The organism is Pantoea sp. RCC30.1, from assembly GCF_058148845.1.
This window is the reverse complement of the sequence record NZ_JBXUHX010000036.1, coordinates 17,245-36,353: the sequence shown is the minus strand read 5'-3', so window position 1 is coordinate 36,353 and position 19,109 is coordinate 17,245. Positions and strand designations below refer to the sequence as shown.

23 protein-coding genes are annotated in these 19,109 nt (G+C 53.0%); 9 read left to right on the top strand and 14 right to left on the bottom strand.

What is annotated here, in order from left to right; genetic code table 11:
• The 6 genes from AC2LB6_RS21450 to AC2LB6_RS21425 all read left to right on the top strand — a co-directional run.
• Positions 1 to 1,018, top strand: a 1,018-nt coding sequence (locus tag AC2LB6_RS21450) for a GMC oxidoreductase (protein WP_490095052.1), incomplete at its 5' end; no start/stop codon positions are given.
• A 439-nt stretch (positions 1,019 to 1,457) separates the two neighbouring features.
• Positions 1,458 to 1,808 carry a multidrug/spermidine efflux SMR transporter subunit MdtJ gene (gene mdtJ, locus AC2LB6_RS21445; protein WP_090960287.1) on the top strand — a complete coding sequence of 117 codons (351 nt, stop codon included), beginning with the start codon at positions 1,458 to 1,460 and terminating at the stop codon, positions 1,806 to 1,808.
• Positions 1,795 to 2,124, top strand: coding sequence for a multidrug/spermidine efflux SMR transporter subunit MdtI (gene mdtI / locus AC2LB6_RS21440; RefSeq protein WP_090960284.1), 330 nt, complete (start codon positions 1,795 to 1,797; stop codon positions 2,122 to 2,124). The genes mdtJ and mdtI overlap by 14 nt, the downstream gene beginning before the upstream one ends.
• A 200-nt stretch (positions 2,125 to 2,324) precedes the next feature.
• Positions 2,325 to 3,467, top strand: a complete 1,143-nt coding sequence (locus AC2LB6_RS21435; protein ID WP_490095051.1) for an acyltransferase family protein — start codon at positions 2,325 to 2,327, stop codon at positions 3,465 to 3,467.
• Positions 3,468 to 3,648: 181 nt separating this feature from the next.
• Positions 3,649 to 3,909: a hypothetical protein gene (locus AC2LB6_RS21430; RefSeq protein WP_490095050.1), complete on the top strand. Its 261-nt coding sequence runs from the start codon at positions 3,649 to 3,651 to the stop codon at positions 3,907 to 3,909.
• 98 nt (positions 3,910 to 4,007) lie between these two features.
• Positions 4,008 to 4,193 carry a hypothetical protein gene (locus AC2LB6_RS21425; protein WP_490095049.1) on the top strand — a complete coding sequence of 62 codons (186 nt, stop codon included), beginning with the start codon at positions 4,008 to 4,010 and terminating at the stop codon, positions 4,191 to 4,193.
• A 297-nt stretch (positions 4,194 to 4,490) separates the two neighbouring features.
• Here the strand turns inward: AC2LB6_RS21425 and AC2LB6_RS21420 are convergent, their stop codons facing one another.
• The 10 genes from AC2LB6_RS21420 to copC all read right to left on the bottom strand — a co-directional run bounded on the left by AC2LB6_RS21420 (position 4,491) and on the right by copC (position 11,240).
• Entirely contained in the window at positions 4,491 to 4,760 is a 270-nt protein-coding gene (locus tag AC2LB6_RS21420) for a biofilm development regulator YmgB/AriR family protein (protein WP_490095048.1), read from the bottom strand.
• A 117-nt stretch (positions 4,761 to 4,877) separates the two neighbouring features.
• Positions 4,878 to 5,066, bottom strand: a complete 189-nt coding sequence (locus AC2LB6_RS21415; RefSeq protein ID WP_490095047.1) for a con-10 family general stress protein — start codon at positions 5,064 to 5,066, stop codon at positions 4,878 to 4,880.
• 578 nt (positions 5,067 to 5,644) lie between these two features.
• Positions 5,645 to 6,667: an alcohol dehydrogenase AdhP gene (gene adhP / locus AC2LB6_RS21410; protein WP_490095046.1), complete on the bottom strand. Its 1,023-nt coding sequence runs from the start codon at positions 6,665 to 6,667 to the stop codon at positions 5,645 to 5,647.
• A 344-nt stretch (positions 6,668 to 7,011) separates the two neighbouring features.
• Complete coding sequence (locus AC2LB6_RS21405; RefSeq protein ID WP_490095045.1) at positions 7,012 to 7,200, bottom strand: hypothetical protein; 189 nt, start codon at positions 7,198 to 7,200, stop codon at positions 7,012 to 7,014.
• 336 nt (positions 7,201 to 7,536) lie between these two features.
• Positions 7,537 to 7,827 carry a hypothetical protein gene (locus AC2LB6_RS21400; RefSeq protein WP_490095044.1) on the bottom strand — a complete coding sequence of 97 codons (291 nt, stop codon included), beginning with the start codon at positions 7,825 to 7,827 and terminating at the stop codon, positions 7,537 to 7,539.
• Positions 7,828 to 7,894: 67 nt separating this feature from the next.
• Positions 7,895 to 8,344, bottom strand: a complete 450-nt coding sequence (locus AC2LB6_RS21395) for a WapI family immunity protein (protein ID WP_490095043.1) — start codon at positions 8,342 to 8,344, stop codon at positions 7,895 to 7,897.
• 21 nt (positions 8,345 to 8,365) lie between these two features.
• Complete coding sequence (locus tag AC2LB6_RS21390) at positions 8,366 to 9,028, bottom strand: hypothetical protein (protein WP_490095042.1); 663 nt, start codon at positions 9,026 to 9,028, stop codon at positions 8,366 to 8,368.
• A gap of 578 nt (positions 9,029 to 9,606) precedes the next feature.
• Positions 9,607 to 9,954: a YebY family protein gene (locus AC2LB6_RS21385; protein WP_490095041.1), complete on the bottom strand. Its 348-nt coding sequence runs from the start codon at positions 9,952 to 9,954 to the stop codon at positions 9,607 to 9,609.
• A 28-nt stretch (positions 9,955 to 9,982) separates the two neighbouring features.
• On the bottom strand, positions 9,983 to 10,858 hold the full coding sequence (copD, locus tag AC2LB6_RS21380) for a copper homeostasis membrane protein CopD (protein WP_490095040.1): 876 nt from the start codon (positions 10,856 to 10,858) through the stop codon (positions 9,983 to 9,985).
• Between the two features lie 4 nt (positions 10,859 to 10,862).
• Positions 10,863 to 11,240, bottom strand: a complete 378-nt coding sequence (gene copC, locus AC2LB6_RS21375; protein ID WP_490095039.1) for a copper homeostasis periplasmic binding protein CopC — start codon at positions 11,238 to 11,240, stop codon at positions 10,863 to 10,865.
• 151 nt (positions 11,241 to 11,391) lie between these two features.
• Between copC and AC2LB6_RS21370 the strand changes: the two genes are divergently transcribed.
• Both AC2LB6_RS21370 and exoX read left to right on the top strand, forming a co-directional pair.
• Positions 11,392 to 11,625, top strand: coding sequence for a DNA polymerase III subunit theta (locus tag AC2LB6_RS21370; RefSeq protein ID WP_033733020.1), 234 nt, complete (start codon positions 11,392 to 11,394; stop codon positions 11,623 to 11,625).
• Positions 11,622 to 12,293, top strand: a complete 672-nt coding sequence (exoX, locus tag AC2LB6_RS21365; protein WP_175501389.1) for an exodeoxyribonuclease X — start codon at positions 11,622 to 11,624, stop codon at positions 12,291 to 12,293. The genes AC2LB6_RS21370 and exoX overlap by 4 nt, the downstream gene beginning before the upstream one ends.
• Here the strand turns inward: exoX and AC2LB6_RS21360 are convergent.
• Positions 12,287 to 14,350 (bottom strand): prolyl oligopeptidase family serine peptidase, encoded by a 2,064-nt coding sequence (locus AC2LB6_RS21360; RefSeq protein WP_490095038.1) that lies wholly within the window; start codon positions 14,348 to 14,350, stop codon positions 12,287 to 12,289. The two genes, exoX and AC2LB6_RS21360, sit on opposite strands and share 7 nt — an antisense overlap.
• A 126-nt stretch (positions 14,351 to 14,476) precedes the next feature.
• A complete protein-coding gene (locus tag AC2LB6_RS21355; RefSeq protein WP_490095037.1) occupies positions 14,477 to 15,133 on the bottom strand; it encodes a tellurite resistance TerB family protein in 657 nt (218 codons plus the stop codon).
• Between the two features lie 165 nt (positions 15,134 to 15,298).
• Here AC2LB6_RS21355 and purT point away from each other — a divergent pair, with 165 nt between their 5' ends.
• Positions 15,299 to 16,477, top strand: a complete 1,179-nt coding sequence (purT, locus tag AC2LB6_RS21350; protein WP_490095036.1) for a formate-dependent phosphoribosylglycinamide formyltransferase — start codon at positions 15,299 to 15,301, stop codon at positions 16,475 to 16,477.
• 34 nt (positions 16,478 to 16,511) lie between these two features.
• On the opposite strand, the gene AC2LB6_RS21345 is transcribed toward purT, so the two are convergent.
• Both AC2LB6_RS21345 and zwf read right to left on the bottom strand, forming a co-directional pair.
• The gene (locus AC2LB6_RS21345) at positions 16,512 to 17,150 is read right to left on the bottom strand and encodes a bifunctional 4-hydroxy-2-oxoglutarate aldolase/2-dehydro-3-deoxy-phosphogluconate aldolase (protein WP_010258674.1); all 639 of its coding nucleotides are present in this window, start codon (positions 17,148 to 17,150) and stop codon (positions 16,512 to 16,514) included.
• A 214-nt stretch (positions 17,151 to 17,364) separates the two neighbouring features.
• Positions 17,365 to 18,840: a glucose-6-phosphate dehydrogenase gene (gene zwf / locus AC2LB6_RS21340; protein ID WP_490095035.1), complete on the bottom strand. Its 1,476-nt coding sequence runs from the start codon at positions 18,838 to 18,840 to the stop codon at positions 17,365 to 17,367.
• Positions 18,841 to 19,109: the final 269 nt, after the last annotated feature.

The window sequence follows — 19,109 nt, the reverse complement described above, 5'->3', positions numbered from 1 at the left end:
CGATCGCATTGTGTTCGATGGCAAGCGCGCGGTTGGCGTGGAGTATCTGCAGGGCGACAGCAACACCATCAATAAAGTGACCGCTCGCCGTGAAGTGCTGCTGTGTGCGGGCGCTATCGCCTCGCCGCAGATCCTGCAGCGTTCTGGCGTAGGCTCGCCTGAACTGCTGAAGCAGTTCGACATCCCGCTGGTTCACGATCTGCCGGGTGTGGGTGAAAACCTGCAGGACCATCTGGAAATGTATCTTCAGTATGAGTGTAAAGAACCGGTTTCTATCTATCCGGCCCTTAAGTGGTGGAATCAGCCCAAAATCGGTGCGGAATGGATGTTTAACGGCACCGGTATCGGCGCCAGCAACCAGTTTGAAGCGGGCGGTTTTATCCGCAGCCGCGAAGAGTTCAGCTGGCCGAACATTCAGTATCACTTCCTGCCGGTGGCGATTAACTACAACGGTTCTAACGCCGTTGATGCGCACGGCTTCCAGTGTCACGTCGGCTCAATGCGCTCTCCGAGTCGCGGTCATGTGCGCCTGAAGTCACGCGATCCGCGTCGTCATCCGGCCATTTTGTTTAACTACATGTCGCATGAGCAGGACTGGCATGAGTTCCGTGATGCTATCCGCATCACGCGCCAGATCATCAACCAGCCAGCGCTGGATAAGTATCGTGGCCGTGAAATCAGTCCGGGGCTGGATTGCCAGACGGATGAGCAACTGGACGAGTTCGTGCGTAACCACGGCGAAACCGCCTATCATCCGTGTGGCACCTGTAAGATGGGTAACGACCCGATGGCCGTAGTAGATGGCGAAGGACGGGTGCATGGTCTGGAAGGATTACGCGTGGTAGATGCATCGATTATGCCGCTGATCATCACCGGTAACCTTAACGCTACCACCATCATGATTGGCGAGAAGATTGCCGACAAGATTCGTGGACGGGATCCGCTGCCGCGCAGCACCGCCGCTTACTATGTCGCGGGTGATGCGCCAGTTCGCACGGTACCGCAGCGCGCTGAGTAATTCGTGACAGTGTCACCTAATAAAAGCCGGGCGCTCTGTTGCCCGGCTTTTTTTGCACTTTTTGCGCCTGTTATTTTTCCAACATTTTTTCCCGATATATTCTTAATTAACCGCTTATTTTCAAACCATCAAACCTTAACCATAATCAAACGAAGCAGCATCTGCTGTTGATTGGGTGATGTGCAGAATGGTATAAATCCGGTGTGTATATAACCGGAGGCACTATCCGTCCACTGATGAGAAGCAACAATGTGGATGCGTTGTAAATTTTATGAGCAGAATGTTCATGTCATACCTTTCCCCCACTTGCCTTTCTGGCTGGAACATCGCCGATCAGCACTGGCGTAACGCCCTGTAGTCCCCTCACCACTTCGACACTGTTCTGAGTCTGCCCTGTGTAATGTGGCAGATCGTCATTTATCGTTGCTGGAGAGCCCCCATGCGCGCCTGGGTATTACTGTCACTCGCTATTATCACTGAAATTATTGGCACCCTTTTTATGAAGTGGTCCAGCCTTAACGGCAGCCATTCCGGCTACCTCCTGATGCTGGGCATGATTGCCTGTTCTTATATTCTGCTGAGTTTCGCCATCAAACGTATCGCTTTGGGCGTGGCTTATGCCCTGTGGGAAGGGATTGGCATCATGCTGATTACGTTATTCAGCGTACAGTTGTTTGGTGAAGCGCTGTCTGCGATGAAAATCTGCGGGCTGATGACGCTGATCGTCGGGATTGTGTTGATCAAGACCGGCACTCAATCATCAGCGGAGGTTAATCATGGTCATCGCTGATTTCGTCCACGCCGCCTGGCTGGCGCTGGCTATCGTGCTGGAGATTGCCGCCAATATATTCCTTAAATATTCTGACGGGTTTAAGAAACCGCTGCATGGTCTGCTATCACTCTGCTGTGTGTTACTCGCGTTCAGCGCACTCGCTCAGGCAGTCAAAGGGATCGATCTGTCGATCGCCTATGCGGTCTGGGGTGGTTTTGGGATTATCGCCACTGTCGCGGCCGGATGGGTATTATTTGGCCAGCGACTGAACCGTAAAGGCTGGGCCGGTCTGACCCTGCTGCTGGCCGGTATGATCCTGTTAAAGCTGGCCTGACAGCCATTCTCAATCAGTCATCTTTATTAAGGGTGTGCCATTGCATGCCCTTAACTTCCCGTGCTCTGTTGCTCTTTCCCGGTTGATTTCTTCCGTATACCTGTGCTCGGAATCCTCTTACTTTTGTAAAGGCCCGTTTACATATCTCTTGCCTTAAGGCTTAGTGAGCGCCGAAAGTCGGATAAAAACGAGGAATAGATATGTCTGCAACACGAGGTTGGTCTACGGAACTGGAGGGCTTGCGCGGCATCGCGTCTCTCTGGGTACTGGTTGGCCATATCAGCTTACTGGTTCATTGCCACATCACGCTTATTTCATCGCCTGGCATCGGGGTCGATCTGTTTATTCTGTTATCGGGTTATCTGATGGCGAAAAACTACGTCGAACGTCAGCAGAAAGAGCCGTGGCAGAGCGCGGAGACCATTAAGAAGTTCTGGATCCGTCGCTTCTTCCGTATCGCCCCGCTCTATTATCTGCTGTTGATCATCGCGCTGATTTATGGCCCGTGGTTTGGCGAGATGCGTGACACTATTGCTCATTTCTATTCCGGCACCGCCACTGAGTCGTCGCGTTACACCGACCAGTCGCTGGCAAACATCCTGACTCACTTCAGCTTCCTGTTCGGCCTGCTGCCTGAATATGGTTTTAATACTGTACTGCCAGACTGGAGCATCGGGCTGGAGATGCAGTTCTATGTTCTGTTCCCGTTCATCATGCTGCTGACGCTGCGCTTTGGTTATGCAGCCTCACTGATTGGCATCATGGTGCTCTGCTGTGCTGGTCGGTATGTGCTGGCGGATTACTATGAGGCTTTTGAGATGCCTTCCATGATCCTGATTAAGCTGAACATGTTCCTGGCGGGCATGCTGATGGCCGAGGCGATTCGCCGTAAATCCCTGTTCTATGTTGCCTTTGCACTGCTCGGGCCGGTTGCGAGCGTAGCGATGGGCCTGGGCGCGATTAAGCTGCAGGTCATTATGGAAGCGCTGATGATTGTCGGTATGACCGCGATTCTTTGGCAATACCCGCAGGGCAGCCTGATGGCAACGCTGATTGCCCTGCCGCGTAAGCTGCTGAACAACCGTCTCAGTACCTGGCTGGGCGACGTCTCGTTCTCGGTCTACCTGCTGCACCTGCTGATCGTCATCCCGATGATTGCACTGCTGCTCACGCACACCGACATCGAGTTTAAGAGCGACATGATGCGCTTCGTGATCGTCTGTGTCTCGGCCATCCCGGTGACCTATGCACTGGCCTCGTTGCTCTATAAGTATGTTGAGAAGCCCGGCATCCAGATTGGAAAGCGCGTGCTGAAACCGAAGTTGGCCAATCAGACCAGCTAAGTTTTTAACGCAGGCCATTCAGTTTTTAAAAGCCCCCGACTTCGGGGCTTTTTTTTGCCAGGAAAAGCGCGATTGGCTGTGATAAGGAACCTGCTCAGGCATTGATTAAGCGCCGTCGGCAGCACGTCCGCTGAGGTGAACTACACTTTCCCGGTTAGCAATCTGACTCAAAGGAGAGAACATGAGCATTCAGCATCTGCTGCTATCCACCGACGGTGGCGCGGTGATTATTGAAGCAGATCAACTCGAAAGTGAGCTGGTTATACCGCCCCACCTACAGACCCTGACCGGCGGTGAAGCTGACAGCGATACCGGCCATCGCGTGGCGGTAACAAAGCATTACTGCAAGGGCCGTTACTACGCGGTTGCCCTTGATCGCCACGCGGCAAGCAATGAAATTGATGACGTGATTGATCTGCTGCATCCTGCCCCGCTTGACTAGCCTTGGTCGGCCAGACTCAGCGCTACCACTGAATGTCCGCAGGACAAGCACCCTGTTGCCGGTAAGCGGCATCACCCTTTAAGAAGAGGAGAAGCACTATGCAAAAGAAGAAGTGGTTTGTTTCCTACGTGATTAAGCCAAAAGGTGAAAATCACGTCACGACGCATGCCTTTATCGAGGGCGATGATGTTGAGGAGGCGCTGGAAGCCTTTATGTTTGAGACTAAAAAGAGCCTGTCGCTGGACACTGAAGAGCTGATACTTCTGTCAGTGAGCCTGGTATAGCGGTAAAGGGCAGAGCCGCGCTTTGGCCTGTTTCTCGCGGTCAGCGGCTCCCGTCACCGCTAACCTGTGGCAGGATTCGCGTTGGAGATTCTGACAATCGTGCGTCCGGAGTCAGCGTGCTGCTAGCCGGGTCAGCACTGGATTGCGCTGCTGTTATGTATTTCAGACGAGTAAACCCTAAAAAAAGCCCGTTTAAAAACGGGCATAACGCAAACAGATCAGCGTTAAATCACAACACTACCGTCCTCAACTGTTAAATTGTGCTGACTTCCTGGGATCATTTCACTCTACGGCAGGCTAACTCCGGCCAAACAGCATGCGGATGATCCGGTAATGTGCTCTCTCCTCCTCCATACTTTCGCAATGCTCCAGCTGCCTCAGCAACTTACAGCACAACGTTTTACGATTGATGTTTTTGTCTGCGTTCATTAATTCACAAACAATCTCTCCGACAATCAGATAGCGAGTGGATGCTTCATCATTAAGATGTTTCTTGCTCAGCAAATGACATAGCAACTCGTGATTATTATCTCGCATACCATCCTCAGCACGATAAATAGTTGCCACAGCATTCCTGGGGAGCATCCGGGATGCTTTGCCCGAAATGAGATTATGCAAAATCTTTATCCCCAGAAAAGGGATAAAGAAAGGATTGAGATTGTGCTTAGTGCGTTCAAAAAGAAGCTACACACCTGTAGTGTCAGTTGGTGATCTTCGGCTTATTTTTCCGCCTAAGCGGCCTGCTTCGACAGCACGCTCAGGATTATTTTTGAAATTACCGCCGCTCATCTGCCCACCTTTGCGACCCGCTTCGCGAGCCCGCTCAGGATTTTCCGCAAAATTACCAGATCCACCACGTCGTTGCTGTTGCATATCGTCACCTCGTTTAACTTTAAATACCCAGAGAAATAGAAGTCCTGTTCACGAAAATTAAATATGAAATCTCATCAGGATATTATCAAGAAATTAATTCTGGTGATAACTTAAGCTTTCCGGCTGTTATTTAATTATTAAAGTAAAAAATATAAATTATAAAAGCATATTTAACAATCACTTATATATTCATATCTATACACCTATTTATATTTTTGTATAATTTATCAAAATGTGCGCAATGTGATACATATCACATATTCCCGCTTTTAACTTTCTGGCTTCGCTTATTTATTTCATATAAGCATGAATGTAAAGCTTCGAAAAAACGCCCACATCATCATCTCATATTAATAAAAAAGAAATTGCTCCCTGTTGATTAAGCGCAACGGTGACAGACAGAAAGAATAACTTAGTCGAAAAAGGAAAAGACCAGACACCGCCTGAACCTTCTGATTTTTAAACAACATTCTCAACTTAACGATGGCTTCACAGCAAATAGTATATTAATTACTGGTCCTGATTTGCAGGCATAAAAAAGCCCGCAAAGTGCGGGCCTCTGCAATTATTAGTGCGACTTATCCGGCGGACTCACCGGTGAAGTCAATCACCATCCTGCCGCGAATTTTGCCCTGAATCATCTCATCGAAAATTGCATTCACCTCACCGATCTTCCTCTTGGTAACTTTAGGCACCACCTTCCCTTCTGCGGCGAACTGGAAGGCTTCGGCAAGATCATTACGCGTTCCAACCAGCGATCCCACCACCTGAATGCCGTCTAGCACCAGACGCGGGATATTCAGGCTCATTGCTTCTGGCGGCAGTCCGACAGCCACCACTCGCCCGCCGGCTCTGACCGCATCAACCGCTGAATTAAAGGCCGCTTTGGCAACCGCCGTGACTACAGCAGCATGTGCTCCGCCTGTTTTCTCCTGAATAAAGCGCGCCGCATCTTCGCTGGCCGAGTTGACGACCAGATCGGCTCCCATCTCTTTTGCCAGCGCCAGCTGTCCGTCACTCACATCAACCGCGATCACTTTGGCGTTGAAAACGTTTTTCGCATACTGCAGGGCGAGATTACCCAGCCCGCCAAGCCCATAAATCGCGAGCCATTGGCCGGGTTTCACTTCTGATACTTTCACCGCTTTATAGGTGGTGACACCGGCACAGGTGACGCTACTGGCGGCGTAGGGATCGAGCCCGTCGGGGACTTTGACCGAGTAGTCGGCCACGACGATGCACTCTTCAGCCATGCCGCCATCGACGGTATAACCGGCATTGACGACCTCTCTGCAGAGCGTTTCGTTACCGGAGTTACAATATTCGCAGTGACCACAGCCTTTGAAAAACCAGGCGACGCTGGCACGATCGCCAGGCTTGAGTGAGGTCACATCTGGCGCAACTTCCTCAACGATACCGATTCCTTCATGACCCAGCGTCACACCCGTCTTATCACCGAAATCACCGTTCTTCACATGCAAATCGGTATGGCATACGCCACAGCATTCCATCCTGAGCCGGGCTTCACCGGTTTTGAGAGGACGTAACGTCTTCTCAACCACTTCAACCTTGTGTTCACTGTTAGCAATTGCCGCTTTCATAAACGTTACTCCTTTTGATTGAAGAGTTAAGGATAAGCCAAACCGGAGTGATGACAAGATGACAGGTTAGCTTTGGGTGCGAGGCTGGAGGGGTTGTTGCGGCTTTTGCGAGTGGGGTTGGTTTTTGGGGTGGAGACGCGGCTCGGGTGCTTAATTACGGCAAATGTTATTAAGCCGTTATTGGGCTATCGGGTAAGAGTGAGCGCGTTTATCGAGGGTTCTGTGTTCGGTGGTGGTCTCCCGTTAAAAAGGGGCAATAAAGCTCCTGTTGCTTTGGTTTATTTGTTATTTAGCCCAGGCGCGTCTTATGGCTGCCAGCGGTGGATGCCACTGTCGGATGGCGGTCACAGATGTTGAGCGGCACTATCCGGCGCTGGCGGTGGTCCCATATGCTGAGAAGCGCTGTTTGCTGGTGCAGCAGGTCCGGCGTGCTGACTCCAGCTAGAATCACTGGGACGGTTTTCATGATGACGTTGCCAGCCAGAAGAGGGGCCACGATGATGACCACCATCAGCCACTACACAGCCAGACATTGAGGCTCCTGCCACCGCTAAAATCACACAAGGAATGACTTTTTTTAAGAACATAACTGACCCTGGTTGAATGTCACCGGAGCAGGTTACGAATCGGTTTTTATACGACGGGTAAACGTTGTAAGGCGTTTGAAGAGGAGATTGGGGTATGTTGATTGAGGTCAATTTTGGTGACAACTCCCCCATCTTAACCCGCCTGCTGCATTGGAAAATGTTACGAAACGTGCCGTTGATTTGGATTTGAATTTAAGGACGCGACTGCGTCCTTTCGAAGTTCTGTCGATAACTTTACGGAGCCAAAAGACTCTGACGCTGCTATCAATTTCTCTAAGCCCTCTACTCGCGCCATTCATGCGGCTCTTTCCAGTTGTTTACAAACCAGTAAACGCCCTCCTTCACGTCCCTGCGGGTAAATTTGGCCGGGGTGGTTTCAAGGCGCAGCGGCTTGCCCAGACCGTTGCGGCGCACCCCGGCAAAGGCATTGCTGAAAACCAGATAATCCAGAGCAACCTTGCTGAACACCTGCTGACTCATCACCAGGTGCGGGATAACGGTTGAAGTCACAATGTTGCGGTTCAAATCAATCGGCGAGCTTTGATGTACGTCTGCTAACAGGATTTTCGCCAATCAGTGAATGCTGACAGGCAACTATTCTGCACTCATTTTTGATCATAACCGAAATCAAAATAAACTGTTAGCCCGGCTTACCGGGCCATTCAATCATCTCATCAAGCCTGGAAAGGATGCCGGGGAAATAGCTTTCATCGATAGCGAATCCCCCTTTTAACTGCACACTATCCGCATGTGCCTCAGGACGAAGAACATACTCAATGACCACAACGTCATCACCTTTTACCTTCCTGAGCAGCATATTTAGCTGATTTAAGTCACTACGAAACTCAAAAGGTTGGATTTCCAGTTGGGCAACAACAGCCTGATAGAGGGCAGAAAACTGCTCCTTCAGTTGTTTAAGTTCTCCAACAGTAAATTCAGTCTGATACTGTATTTTCACACCAGTGACAGAAAACTCAACAAAGGACTTAATCCAGTCCCAATGATGATTAACAGGATCGACTTCGTTATCGACGACACGCTCAAAAGGAGACACTGCAAAAACAAATTCTTCATCTCTGATATCAAACATATGTACGTTCCTGTCGGTTAATCAAAAATACTTAAAATGAGTTATCGTCCAGTCTGATACCCTTACCACAACCTCAAGAGTGTACTTTTTATACTCAGTGATATTTTTCTTACGGTGTAATTTATACATTTCCGTTTCATAACGATACATACCCTCTCCTGTGCGACGATCGGCCATGCGTCTGCCATGGCGGATAGCTCTTTCCTGAATATGTAACGGAACATAGCGACCCGGCTCATACATGTGCCTCGCCGCTGTTTCGGTCATTTTCAGGCTACGCGCCGATAAACCCGTTTTTAACCTGGCACGCAGGAACATTATCGTTGCCTGGCTGAGTTTGGCACTTACAGCAGCTCGGGTACCAGCCTCCAATAATGCGCGGCCAGCGCGGAAAATTCGAAATACACCAAACGCAAGAAGCGCTATGTCTGTAGGATCAATCAGTGGCGTTTCGAGAGATGCCTCTTCAAGTCGAACAAAATGCCCTTGCGCATCGTATATCTGCCAGAGACCGGGAGCCTGAGCCACAGAATAACCAATACACATACCGCTGGAATCATCCAGCACGGGTTGTGCGTTTCGTGGCAGCACACTTGGCCTTAATTCAAAAAATACATTGTCCGATAGCGGTGACTGAAATGTGTAATATCTGCCAGGTTCTGTGATTGCATTCCCTGCATTCATTATCGTTCCCTCATTTTCATGTCACTCAATATAGTGCCACAGGATAGTAGAGCGGTCATTACCGGGTACTGCAACGCCGTTCACTCAGCAAACTTCTCTCGTATGGGCTGTACAGCCTATACCTGATGCTTTTGGCTGGGCTTCAAACATGAGTAAAACAGGTGGCCGATTATCGCCATGGTGTCCCTTTCATAGACATGTAATAAAGCATGGTTGTAACTTATATGAATAGGAAAAATGGCGATGAAATAATGGAATGAAGTCTTGCAGAAGAATGGAGAAGAATACAACAGAAGGAAGACTAAGTAATTGATTCAAAGATCATTAACTAATGGGAGGCATCTGACAAAAAAAGACCGAATACGATTCCTATATTCGGTCCAGGGAAATGGCTCGCAAGGAGCCGTGCGCTAAAAGTTGGCATTTATGAAGGCGATGTCGCCTTGCCATTTAACATTAGGACAGTGCGGTGGATTTGCCAGCAAACGCGAGGCGCGAGGCCATAAACCGGATCAGTTTGTGATCGCAACGGCAAAAAATCGGGGATTGGGCGCAGCGCGGTGCTGCACCCGAGAGGTTTATTTACCGCACAGCGCCTGGGTGCGTTCAATAATCGGCTGCAGGCTCATCATCTGGCCCGGATGCGCTTTATCTTCGGCCTGAATCACGCTGATCGGCTGCGCTTTCACCTGTTTGTTTTTGAACAGTGTGTCAGCGATATCGTTCAGCGGGTATGTCATCAGCGTGCTCGGGTTGATAGCAAACATCGCACCATCTTTCTCGCAGGTCAGCATCACCTCTTCACGGTTAAACGGCCACTTCTCTTTACCGATCTCAAAGCGGCTGACGGTTATGATTTGTGCCGCCAGCGTCTGGCCGCATACGGATAACAACAGGATTGCGGGGATCACTTTTTTCAGCAACATAACTACCCTTTTCTCTCTTAAACCATATTCAGGCTGGCGATAGCGTGGCAAACACGCTGACCAGCCCAACCACTCCACTCGCCAGCAGCAGTTCAAGCTGTGTCATGCGAATAAATTTTTGCTGCGTCCCGCTGCCTGCTACACGGAATCGCGGCACCAGCCAGTATCGATTGATCATCGCCACCAGTACCATCAGGGCAACCAGCAGCACTTTGCAAAGCAACAATACAACGTAGCGTGAATCGTGCCACATCAGAGGCCAGCCCGCGATCATCACGCTGTTTATCACGCCGCTCAGCAGTGTTAATGCCACCGCCAGATGACCATAGCGCGAAAAACGCATCATGGTGCGGATAGCGTCGGTGCGGCGATCGATCTGACGTGCCTCGCGCATCAATAACAACAGTGGCAGTAATCCACCCACCCAGAACGCCGCCGCAATCAGATGCATTGCCTGGTTGATCTGCTGAAGAAGACCGGGCCAGCCATCGCGCATCGCAGCATGACCAATCAGGGCCATGCAGGCCAGTTGCAGCACGCCAGCAAGCAGCAACACCTGCTGACGCAGGCGTCCGGTCAGTAATAGCGCGACAACGGCCAGTACGCCTAAAATGATTTCCCACTGCCACACTGCACCAAAGTGCGTGCCCAGCACCGCCAGCCAGATGTCGATACTGGCCAGGTTAGTGCTGTCGCCGCTCATCAACACATTCTGGCAGGCCAGCATCGCCAGCGCACTCAGCAGCGCCAGCCAGGCACTCCCCTTCACCAGCGGGTTCAACCGAAGCGCCAGCAAAGGTCGATAGCGTTTGGGTGCCAGCAGCGCGCTGTAACAGGCGCCGCCGGTCAGTAACATCACGGTGGCAAAATGCAGCGCGCGCAGCAGGATCCAGATTGTGGTCACAGGATTACTTCACGCTAAAGCGATAACTTCCAGCGGTTTTATGGCCATCCACCGACAACACGTGCCAGTTAACCTGATAGCTGCCCGCTTTCAGCGGCTGCGGCAGACCGACAATCAGCCGGCTTTTCTGGTCAGACTCAACGCGGGCTTTGGCGGTCACGACGGGCTTCTGTGCACTATCCAGCAGCGTAACGCCGCTGAACGCCGCTTCAATATCTTCACTGAAGTTCAGCGTCAGCGCATCGGGAGATGTCGTGACCTGCGCTTTGGCCGCCGGGAGGGAAGACTGGAGATGAGCATGCGCCGCAGCCAGCGAGCTGAATGCCATCAGTCCGGCTGCTGCTAATGCAATAACCATGCGGGAGATGGGTTTTTTCTGCATAAGATCATCCTTTTAACCGCCGCCAGGGCAATAAACGTGGCAAAAGGATACGCTGCTGGATTTACACTGTCGAGGCCAGCGATGCGATCCTTTATCCTTGATTCAGACCGCCGAAAACATTACTTTTGCCCGCTATCGTCAGGAGAATATTATGAGCCATAACCTTGCCGTGCTGTCCCAGGAAGAGAAAGACAAGATCAATGTCGATTTGGCGGCAGCAGGCGTGGCGTTTAAAGAGCGCTATAACATGCCGGTCGTTGCCGAGATGGTGGCGCAGGAGCAGCCTGAAGCGCTGCGTGACTGGTTTCGTCAGCGTCTGATGCAATACCGCCAGGCGTCACTCAGCCTGTCGCGCCTTCCTTATGAACCGAAGATGAAGCAATGATGTTTCGCGTTATAGATACCGAAACCTGCGGCCTGCAGGGCGGCGTGGTTGAAGTTGCATCCGTAGATGTGGTCAACGGCCAGATTGTGAACCCAATGAGCGATCTCACCCTGCCCGACCGCCCTATCAGCCGTCAGGCGATGGCGGTGCATCGCATCACCGAAGCAATGGTCGCCGGGAAGCCGACCATTGAAGAAGCGATCCCGCGTTATTACGGCAGTGCCTTTTATGTCGCGCACAACGCCAGTTTTGATCGCCGGATGCTGCCGGAGATGTACGGTGAATGGATTTGCACCATGCAGCTGGCGCGTCAGCTCTGGCCAGGCATTAAATATGGCAACCAGGCCCTGCGTCATTCGCTGAAGCTGGATGTGACGCCGCCCGCTGACCTGCATGCGCACCGCGCACTCTATGACTGCTATGTCACGGCAGCGCTGCTGATCCGTATTATGGAGACCTCCGGCTGGAGTGCCTCCGAGATGATTGTGCGTTCACAACCGGCGGCCCAACGCGACGACATTCTGCCTTTCGGCAAATATCGCGGCCAGGCGATTGCTGTGATTGCGAGGAAGGATCCGGGCTACCTGAAGTGGGTGCTGAATAATGTCAGTGATTTACGCCCGCCATTGCGGCAGGCGCTAAATAAATACCTGTCAGAGTCTCAGTAATCCTGAGCTGGCGGTAAGGTGCCCTGCGCCAGGCCCAGCAGGAAGGTGTATTCCATCGCGATCCCTTCATAGGCTTTGTAGCGACCCGACTTGCCGCCGTGACCCGCATCCATATCGGTGCAGAGCAGCAGCAGGTTGTTATCGGTTTTCATCGATCTCAGTTTCGCCACCCATTTGGCCGGTTCCCAGTACTGCACCTGTGAATCGTGAAGGCCGGTGGTGACCAGCAGGTGGGGATAGTCCTTCGCCTCGATGTTGTCATAGGGGCTGTACTGGCGGATGTAGCGGTAGTATTCCGGATCGCTGGGATTGCCCCACTCGTCATACTCGCCGGTAGTCAGCGGGATCGACTCGTCCAGCATCGTGGTGACCACATCAACAAACGGCACCTGAGCCACCACGCCGTGGAATCGCTGCGGTGCCATGTTGATCACCGCACCCATCAGCAAGCCGCCCGCGCTGCCGCCCATCGCATAGAGTCGTTCCGGGTGACCGATGCCGCGTGCCACCAGCGCATCAGTCACATCAATAAAGTCGGTGAAACTGTTCATCTTATTCAGCAGACGACCGCCGTCATACCATTGCTGACCCAGCTCACCGCCGCCGCGCACCTGTATCAGCGCATAGACAAAGCCGCGATCCAGCAGGCTCAGACGGCTGACGCTGAAATCGGCATCCATGTTACTGCCATAGGCGCCGTAACCATAGACCAGCATCGGGTTCTGACCGGGCTGATAATGTTTGCGATGATAGACCAGCGAGACCGGCACTTCGGTGCCATCGCTGACTTTGATCCAGTGGTGCTCGCTTTTGTAATCTTCCGCGTTAAAGCCTTTCACTGCGCTCTGCTTCAGGATGCGGCGTTCACCGGTATCCATATCCAGTTCAAAAAGCGTGGTCGGCGTAGTCATCGATGAATAGCCGTAGCGCAGTTTGCTGGTACGCGGCGTCGGATTGTAGGCCAGCCAGGTCACATACGTTGGATCATCAAATGCAATTCCGCTGGTTTCGCCGCTGGCCCAGTTGATCTGCCGCAGGCTGGTTAAGCCGCGCTGGCGCTCCTCAACCACCAGCCAGTCCCTGAACAGCTGGAAGTCTTCCATTACCACCTGTTCCCGTGCCGGTATCAGCGTTTCCCAGCGTGACTCATCCAGATAACGGCTGCGGTAAAGACCGAAGTTTTTGCCTTCCCGGTTGGATCGAATGAAAAACTGGTAGTCGTAATGGTCGATGCTGTACTCATGATTACGGCGACGCGGCAGAAAGACATGCGGCTGCGCGTCCGGAAAGTTCGCATCGATCAGCTGGATTTCGCTGGTATTGGTGCTGTAGAGCGCAATCATGATGAACTGCTTGGAGGTGCTTTTGTGTACGCTGAGATGATAGGTGTCATCCCGCTCTTCATAGACCAGCTGGTCATCGGACTGTGGCGAACCGAGTTCGTGTCGCCATACCTGATAAGAGAGCAGCGTCTGCGGGTGTTTCCGCACATAGTAGACGGTGCGCGAGTCATTAGCCCAGGCGAAGCTGGAGGAGGCGTTACTCAGCACTTCAGGATACCAGCTGCCACTCTCCAGGTTACGGAACCGGATGCCATATTGCCGCCGTGACAGAAAATCTTCTGCCAGCGCCATCACCCGGTTATCCGGGCTGATGTGCAGCGCACCCATGGTGTAGAAATCGCTGTGTGAGGCGCGCTGGTTGGCATCCAGCAGCAGGCTCCACTCGTCTGACTCTTCGCTCGCTGCGGGCTGACGATAATAGGCCGGGTATTCATTACCACTCTGGTAACGGCTCTGATAGCGGTAGCCGTTTTTCACATAAGGCACTGAGTGATCTTCAGGCGGCAGGCGATCGATAATCTCTTTTAATACCCGGTCCTGCAGCGGCTGCTGCGAGGACATGATTTTTTTGCCGTAATTATTTTCGGCACGCAGGTAATCGAGAACCTGGCTGTTTTCGCGTTTGTCGTCGCGCAGCCAGTAGTAGTTGTCGATGCGCGTCTCGCCGTGCAGCGTCATCTCATGAGGTATTTTTCTTGCAATGGGTGCTTTCATCCATCCGTCTCCGTGAACGCAATGATCTGTAAGCGTAACACTTCAGCAGCGGGAAGCCAGACATAGGGTGCGAAGCCACCGCTGGCAGATCACATCCTGTGACCTGCCAGCACAATATCGGGGTGATTAGCTGGCAGGCAGACGGGCTTTTTCAGCCTCAAGGTCCTGCTGAATGCCGTCGCGGACATCCTGAGGGATTTTCAGGGCATCGCCCAGCGCGGAGAGATAGCTGCGTTCCATAAAGTGATCAACGTCGATGGCGGCACAGCTCAGGAAGTAGAGCTCCAGCGCCTCTTCTTCATTTTTTACATCGGCGGCCAGCCACTGCGGATCCAGCGGGCGGTTCATCGCTTTCTGAATCAGCTGTTCAGCATCCTGGCCGTAACCGGACTGATGAATATTCTGCTCAATGGCTGCCCGTTCCTGATCGTCAATGTGCCCGTCGCTTTTGGCGGCAAACACCAGCGCCGTCACCAGACGTTCGGCGCGCAGATTAACGGGCGTTTGCGCCACGCCAAAGTCAGGTTCATTCTGGTGCGCTTCGCTGACCCGCTGCTTGTACTTGTTCCACAGCACCGCGCCTGCGGCCGCACCACCGCCCACAATCAGGGCTTTGCCGCCATATTTGGTCAGCAGTTTGCGCGATGACTTACTGGAGATCAGCATCGCGGCCAGTCCGCCCAGCGCACCAGGTGCGAGCATGTCACTTAAGCCGCCGCCCGATTTTCCCTCACCGCCCTTCTTCGTAAGTACCGACTGAATCTGTTGCAACCAGTTATTCATTATTCACTCCTTTCAGGATGTCAGCCGCTATCCTGACTAAAAGGATGTCAGGAAACGTCAGAGCGGGAAAAGTACGGCAAAAAGCGGTGTCATATGGACGAAAGATGAGAACGCAAACGTTTTCGTTTATACTTGCGCGCGAATTTTGACTGCTTAGGGGAATGTATGACAACTCTCGGAACAGCGCTGCGTCCGGCGGCGACGCGCGTGATGCTATTAGGTTCAGGTGAACTGGGTAAAGAGGTGGCGCTGGAGTGTCAGCGTCTGGGTGTGGAAGTGATCGCGGTTGATCGTTACGCCGATGCGCCGGCGATGCATGTCGCCCATCGCAGCCATGTCATTAACATGCTGGATGGTGCGGCACTGGCTGCGCTGATCGCTGTGGAGAAGCCTGACTTTGTGGTGCCGGAAATCGAAGCCATCGCCACGGATACGCTGGTTGAGCTGGAGCAGCAAGGTCAGCGCGTGATTCCGACCGCCCGTGCCGCGCGGCTGACCATGAATCGCGAAGGCATTCGCCGCCTGGCGGCTGAAGAGTTGTCGCTGCCGACCTCCCGCTATTGCTTCGCCGACAGCAAGCCGCGCTTCGATGAAGCCGCCGCAGAGATAGGCTTCCCCTGCATTGTTAAGCCGGTGATGAGCTCATCCGGCAAAGGTCAGAGCTTTATCCGTGACGCCAGCCAGCTCGATAAAGCCTGGGACTATGCACAACAGGGTGGCCGTGCCGGTGCCGGACGCGTCATCGTCGAAGGGGTCGTCAACTTCGATTTTGAGATCACTCTGCTGACCATCAGTGCCGTCGATGGCATTCACTTCTGTGCGCCGATTGGTCACCGTCAGGAAGATGGCGATTACCGTGAATCCTGGCAGCCGCAGCAGATGAGTGAACTGGCGCTGCAACGTGCGCAGGATGTTGCCGCGCAGGTGGTTAAGGCGCTGGGCGGCTATGGCCTGTTTGGCGTTGAGCTGTTTGTCTGTGGTGATGAGGTGGTGTTCAGCGAAGTTTCACCGCGTCCACACGACACCGGCATGGTCACGCTGATTTCGCAGGATCTGTCAGAGTTTGCGCTGCACGTGCGGGCGTTCCTGGGTCTGCCGATTGGCGGGATTCGTCAGTATGGTCCATCGGCGTCTGCCGTTATCCTGCCGCAACTGACCAGCCAGAACGTGCAGTTTGTGAATGTCGAAGCAGCACTGGGTGCCGGTCTGCAACTGCGACTGTTCGGCAAGCCGGAGATCAGTGGTCAGCGTCGTCTTGGTGTGGCGCTCGCCAGCGGTGACAGCACCGACCAGGCAATTGCACGTGCGGTTGCCAGCGCCGCTGCGGTCACGGTTCAGGGGTAAAGGTATGCGGTGAGCAGACGCTCACCGCCATCACTTACTTCGCGCCTTCGACAGCTTCGCGTGCCAGGCGGGTGATGCGATCCCAATCGCCCGCTTCAAGCGCGTCGTTAGGCACCAGCCAGGAGCCGCCGATGCACAGCACGCTTTTTAGCGCCAGATAGTCACGGTAGTTGGCCGGAGAGATACCGCCGGTCGGGCAGAAACGCACCTGCGGGAAAGGCCCGCCAATCGCCTGCAGTGCTTTAACACCGCCATTCGCTTCTGCCGGGAAAAACTTAAACTCGCGCAGACCGTAGTCCATACCGGTCATTAACTCAGAAACGGTGCTGATGCCCGGAATCAACGGAACCGGCCCTTCCACCGCCGCTTTCAGCAGCGATTCCGTGACGCCCGGGCTGATAACAAACTGCGCACCGGCATCTGTCACTTCCTGTAACTGCTGTGGATTAATCACCGTGCCCGCGCCGACGATCGCATCCGGCACTTCTTTGATCATTGCACGTAAGGCATCCATCGCCACCGGTGTGCGCAGCGTCACTTCCAGCACTCTGACACCGCCTGCCACCAGCGCTTTCGCCATCGGCACTGCGTGCTCCAGTTTGTTCACCACAATCACCGGCACCACAGGTCCGGTGGTCAGAATCTGTTCAGCACTCGTTTTCCAGTTTTTCATCAGTTCCCCTTGCTTGATAACACCGGGATTGCGACCCGGTCATGGAGCTTCGGCTCCTGCCCTGTAAATTGCGTCACTACCATACATGATCCGCTTCCTGAGCGTCTATCCTCCTGCGCCCATTTTGAAACAGCAGTTCAGTTTTATCTGCATCCCCTGGTCCGGTTTAAAGGCGAAAAAAAAGCCCGCATAGCGGGCTTCATCATCACTTCAGTTATTCAAACTCATTCCACGAGCGGCCATCTCGGGTAATCATCGCTACCGAGGCCACCGGGCCCCAGGTGCCTGCCTGATACGGCTTGGAGGAATCGCCATCCGCAGCCCACGCGTCGATAATGGAGTCGACATAGGTCCATGCGGCTTCCACTTCATCACGACGCACAAACAGCGCCTGAATACCGCGCATGCTCTCCAGCAGCAGACGCTCGTAAGCATCAGCAAGGTGCGACTGGTTAAATGTCTCGGAATAGCTCAGATCCAGCTTGGTGGTCTGCAGCTTGTGCTTGTGATCGAGACCTGGCACTTTGTTCAGGATCTCGATATCCACGCCTTCGTCCGGCTGCAGACGAATGGTCAGCTTGTTCTGCGGCAGCTCTGAGTAAGAATCTTTAAACAGATTCATTTCAGGATTCTTGAAGTAGACCACCACTTCAGAGCACTTGGTCGGTAAGCGCTTACCGGTACGCAGGTAGAACGGCACGCCGGCCCAGCGCCAGTTGTCAATATCGACACGAATCGCCACGAATGTCTCGGTGGCGCTCGACTTATTAGCGCCCTCTTCTTCCAGGTAGCCCGGCACTTTTTTGCCCTGCACAAAGCCAGCAGTGTACTGACCGCGCACGGTTTTCTCGCGCACGTTGGTCTGATCGATGCGGCGCAGCGAGCGCAGCACTTTGACTTTTTCGTCACGGATGCTGTCGGCGCTGAGATCAGACGGCGGTGACATGGCGATCATGGTCAGAATCTGCAACAGATGGTTCTGGATCATATCGCGCATCTGGCCCGCTTTATCGAAGTAACCCCAGCGGCCTTCGATGCCCACTTCTTCGGCCACGGTGATCTGCACATGGTCGATGGTACGGTTATCCCAGTTATTGACGAAGATAGAGTTAGCGAAGCGCAGCGCCAGCAGGTTGAGCACGGTCTCTTTACCGAGATAGTGGTCAATACGGAACACCTGGCTCTCTTCAAAGTATTCGCCAACACTATCGTTGATCTCCTGCGAGGTTTCCAGTGAGGTGCCCAACGGCTTCTCCATCACTACGCGCGCCGGTTTGGCATTCAGCTTCGCGGTGCCCAGGCCCTGACAGATCGCGCCAAAGGTGCTGGGTGGCATCGCAAAATAGTTGATGGTAGTGCGGTTTTTCTGGTCCAGCATCTTGCCCAGTTTCGGGAAGTGCGTGGTGTCATTAACATCGAGGTTGCAGAAGTCGAGACGATTGCTGAGTTTATCCCACAGCGCTTCGTCAATCTTCTCCTTCATGAAGGTTTCCAGCGCTTCACGTACCACTTTGGTGTATTCCGCTTTATCCCACTCAGCACGGCCGACACCAATAATGCGGGTTTCCTCATGGATCTGACCCGCTTTCTCTAACTGGTACAGTGAAGGCAACAGTTTACGGCGTGCAAGATCGCCTTTGGCACCGAAAATCACCAGATCGCATGCCTGGGCTATTTGTGTTACCGCCATTTTCCTCTCCTCGTTGCAGGATAGTCCGGTGGTGATGCATCCTCTGCCACCGGGTCCAGGTTATTATTTTCTTTCAGCACAATGTACTTTTTTCCCCGCGCCAGGTAAACCGACTCGCCGGGTCAACCGCAATAACTCTGTACCGGATGTGCTAAGCGCGTGTGATGACACGTGCGGATTACCGGTTTTTTCTGTTTCTGTTGGTGTCAGGAAAATCTGGCACCGGTCAAAGTATCCCAAAAAAAGGTGCACCAGACTTGTCAGCCGTT

What these genes read in the sequence shown, in the direction of transcription:
- AC2LB6_RS21405 (WP_490095045.1), bottom strand. Translation starts at nt 7,200, where the DNA reads ATGTCTGGCTGTGTAGTGGCTGATGGTGGTCATCATCGTGGCCCCTCT.
- AC2LB6_RS21385 (WP_490095041.1), bottom strand. Translation starts at nt 9,954, where the DNA reads ATGTTGCTGAAAAAAGTGATCCCCGCAATCCTGTTGTTATCCGTATGC.
- AC2LB6_RS21370 (WP_033733020.1), top strand. Translation starts at nt 11,392, where the DNA reads ATGAGCCATAACCTTGCCGTGCTGTCCCAGGAAGAGAAAGACAAGATC.
- mdtJ (WP_090960287.1), top strand. Translation starts at nt 1,458, where the DNA reads ATGCGCGCCTGGGTATTACTGTCACTCGCTATTATCACTGAAATTATT.
- AC2LB6_RS21355 (WP_490095037.1), bottom strand. Translation starts at nt 15,133, where the DNA reads ATGAATAACTGGTTGCAACAGATTCAGTCGGTACTTACGAAGAAGGGC.
- AC2LB6_RS21345 (WP_010258674.1), bottom strand. Translation starts at nt 17,150, where the DNA reads ATGAAAAACTGGAAAACGAGTGCTGAACAGATTCTGACCACCGGACCT.
- exoX (WP_175501389.1), top strand. Translation starts at nt 11,622, where the DNA reads ATGATGTTTCGCGTTATAGATACCGAAACCTGCGGCCTGCAGGGCGGC.
- AC2LB6_RS21390 (WP_490095042.1), bottom strand. Translation starts at nt 9,028, where the DNA reads ATGAATGCAGGGAATGCAATCACAGAACCTGGCAGATATTACACATTT.
- mdtI (WP_090960284.1), top strand. Translation starts at nt 1,795, where the DNA reads ATGGTCATCGCTGATTTCGTCCACGCCGCCTGGCTGGCGCTGGCTATC.
- copC (WP_490095039.1), bottom strand. Translation starts at nt 11,240, where the DNA reads ATGCAGAAAAAACCCATCTCCCGCATGGTTATTGCATTAGCAGCAGCC.
- AC2LB6_RS21435 (WP_490095051.1), top strand. Translation starts at nt 2,325, where the DNA reads ATGTCTGCAACACGAGGTTGGTCTACGGAACTGGAGGGCTTGCGCGGC.
- AC2LB6_RS21425 (WP_490095049.1), top strand. Translation starts at nt 4,008, where the DNA reads ATGCAAAAGAAGAAGTGGTTTGTTTCCTACGTGATTAAGCCAAAAGGT.
- purT (WP_490095036.1), top strand. Translation starts at nt 15,299, where the DNA reads ATGACAACTCTCGGAACAGCGCTGCGTCCGGCGGCGACGCGCGTGATG.
- adhP (WP_490095046.1), bottom strand. Translation starts at nt 6,667, where the DNA reads ATGAAAGCGGCAATTGCTAACAGTGAACACAAGGTTGAAGTGGTTGAG.
- AC2LB6_RS21395 (WP_490095043.1), bottom strand. Translation starts at nt 8,344, where the DNA reads ATGTTTGATATCAGAGATGAAGAATTTGTTTTTGCAGTGTCTCCTTTT.
- AC2LB6_RS21360 (WP_490095038.1), bottom strand. Translation starts at nt 14,350, where the DNA reads ATGAAAGCACCCATTGCAAGAAAAATACCTCATGAGATGACGCTGCAC.
- AC2LB6_RS21415 (WP_490095047.1), bottom strand. Translation starts at nt 5,066, where the DNA reads ATGCAACAGCAACGACGTGGTGGATCTGGTAATTTTGCGGAAAATCCT.
- AC2LB6_RS21430 (WP_490095050.1), top strand. Translation starts at nt 3,649, where the DNA reads ATGAGCATTCAGCATCTGCTGCTATCCACCGACGGTGGCGCGGTGATT.
- zwf (WP_490095035.1), bottom strand. Translation starts at nt 18,840, where the DNA reads ATGGCGGTAACACAAATAGCCCAGGCATGCGATCTGGTGATTTTCGGT.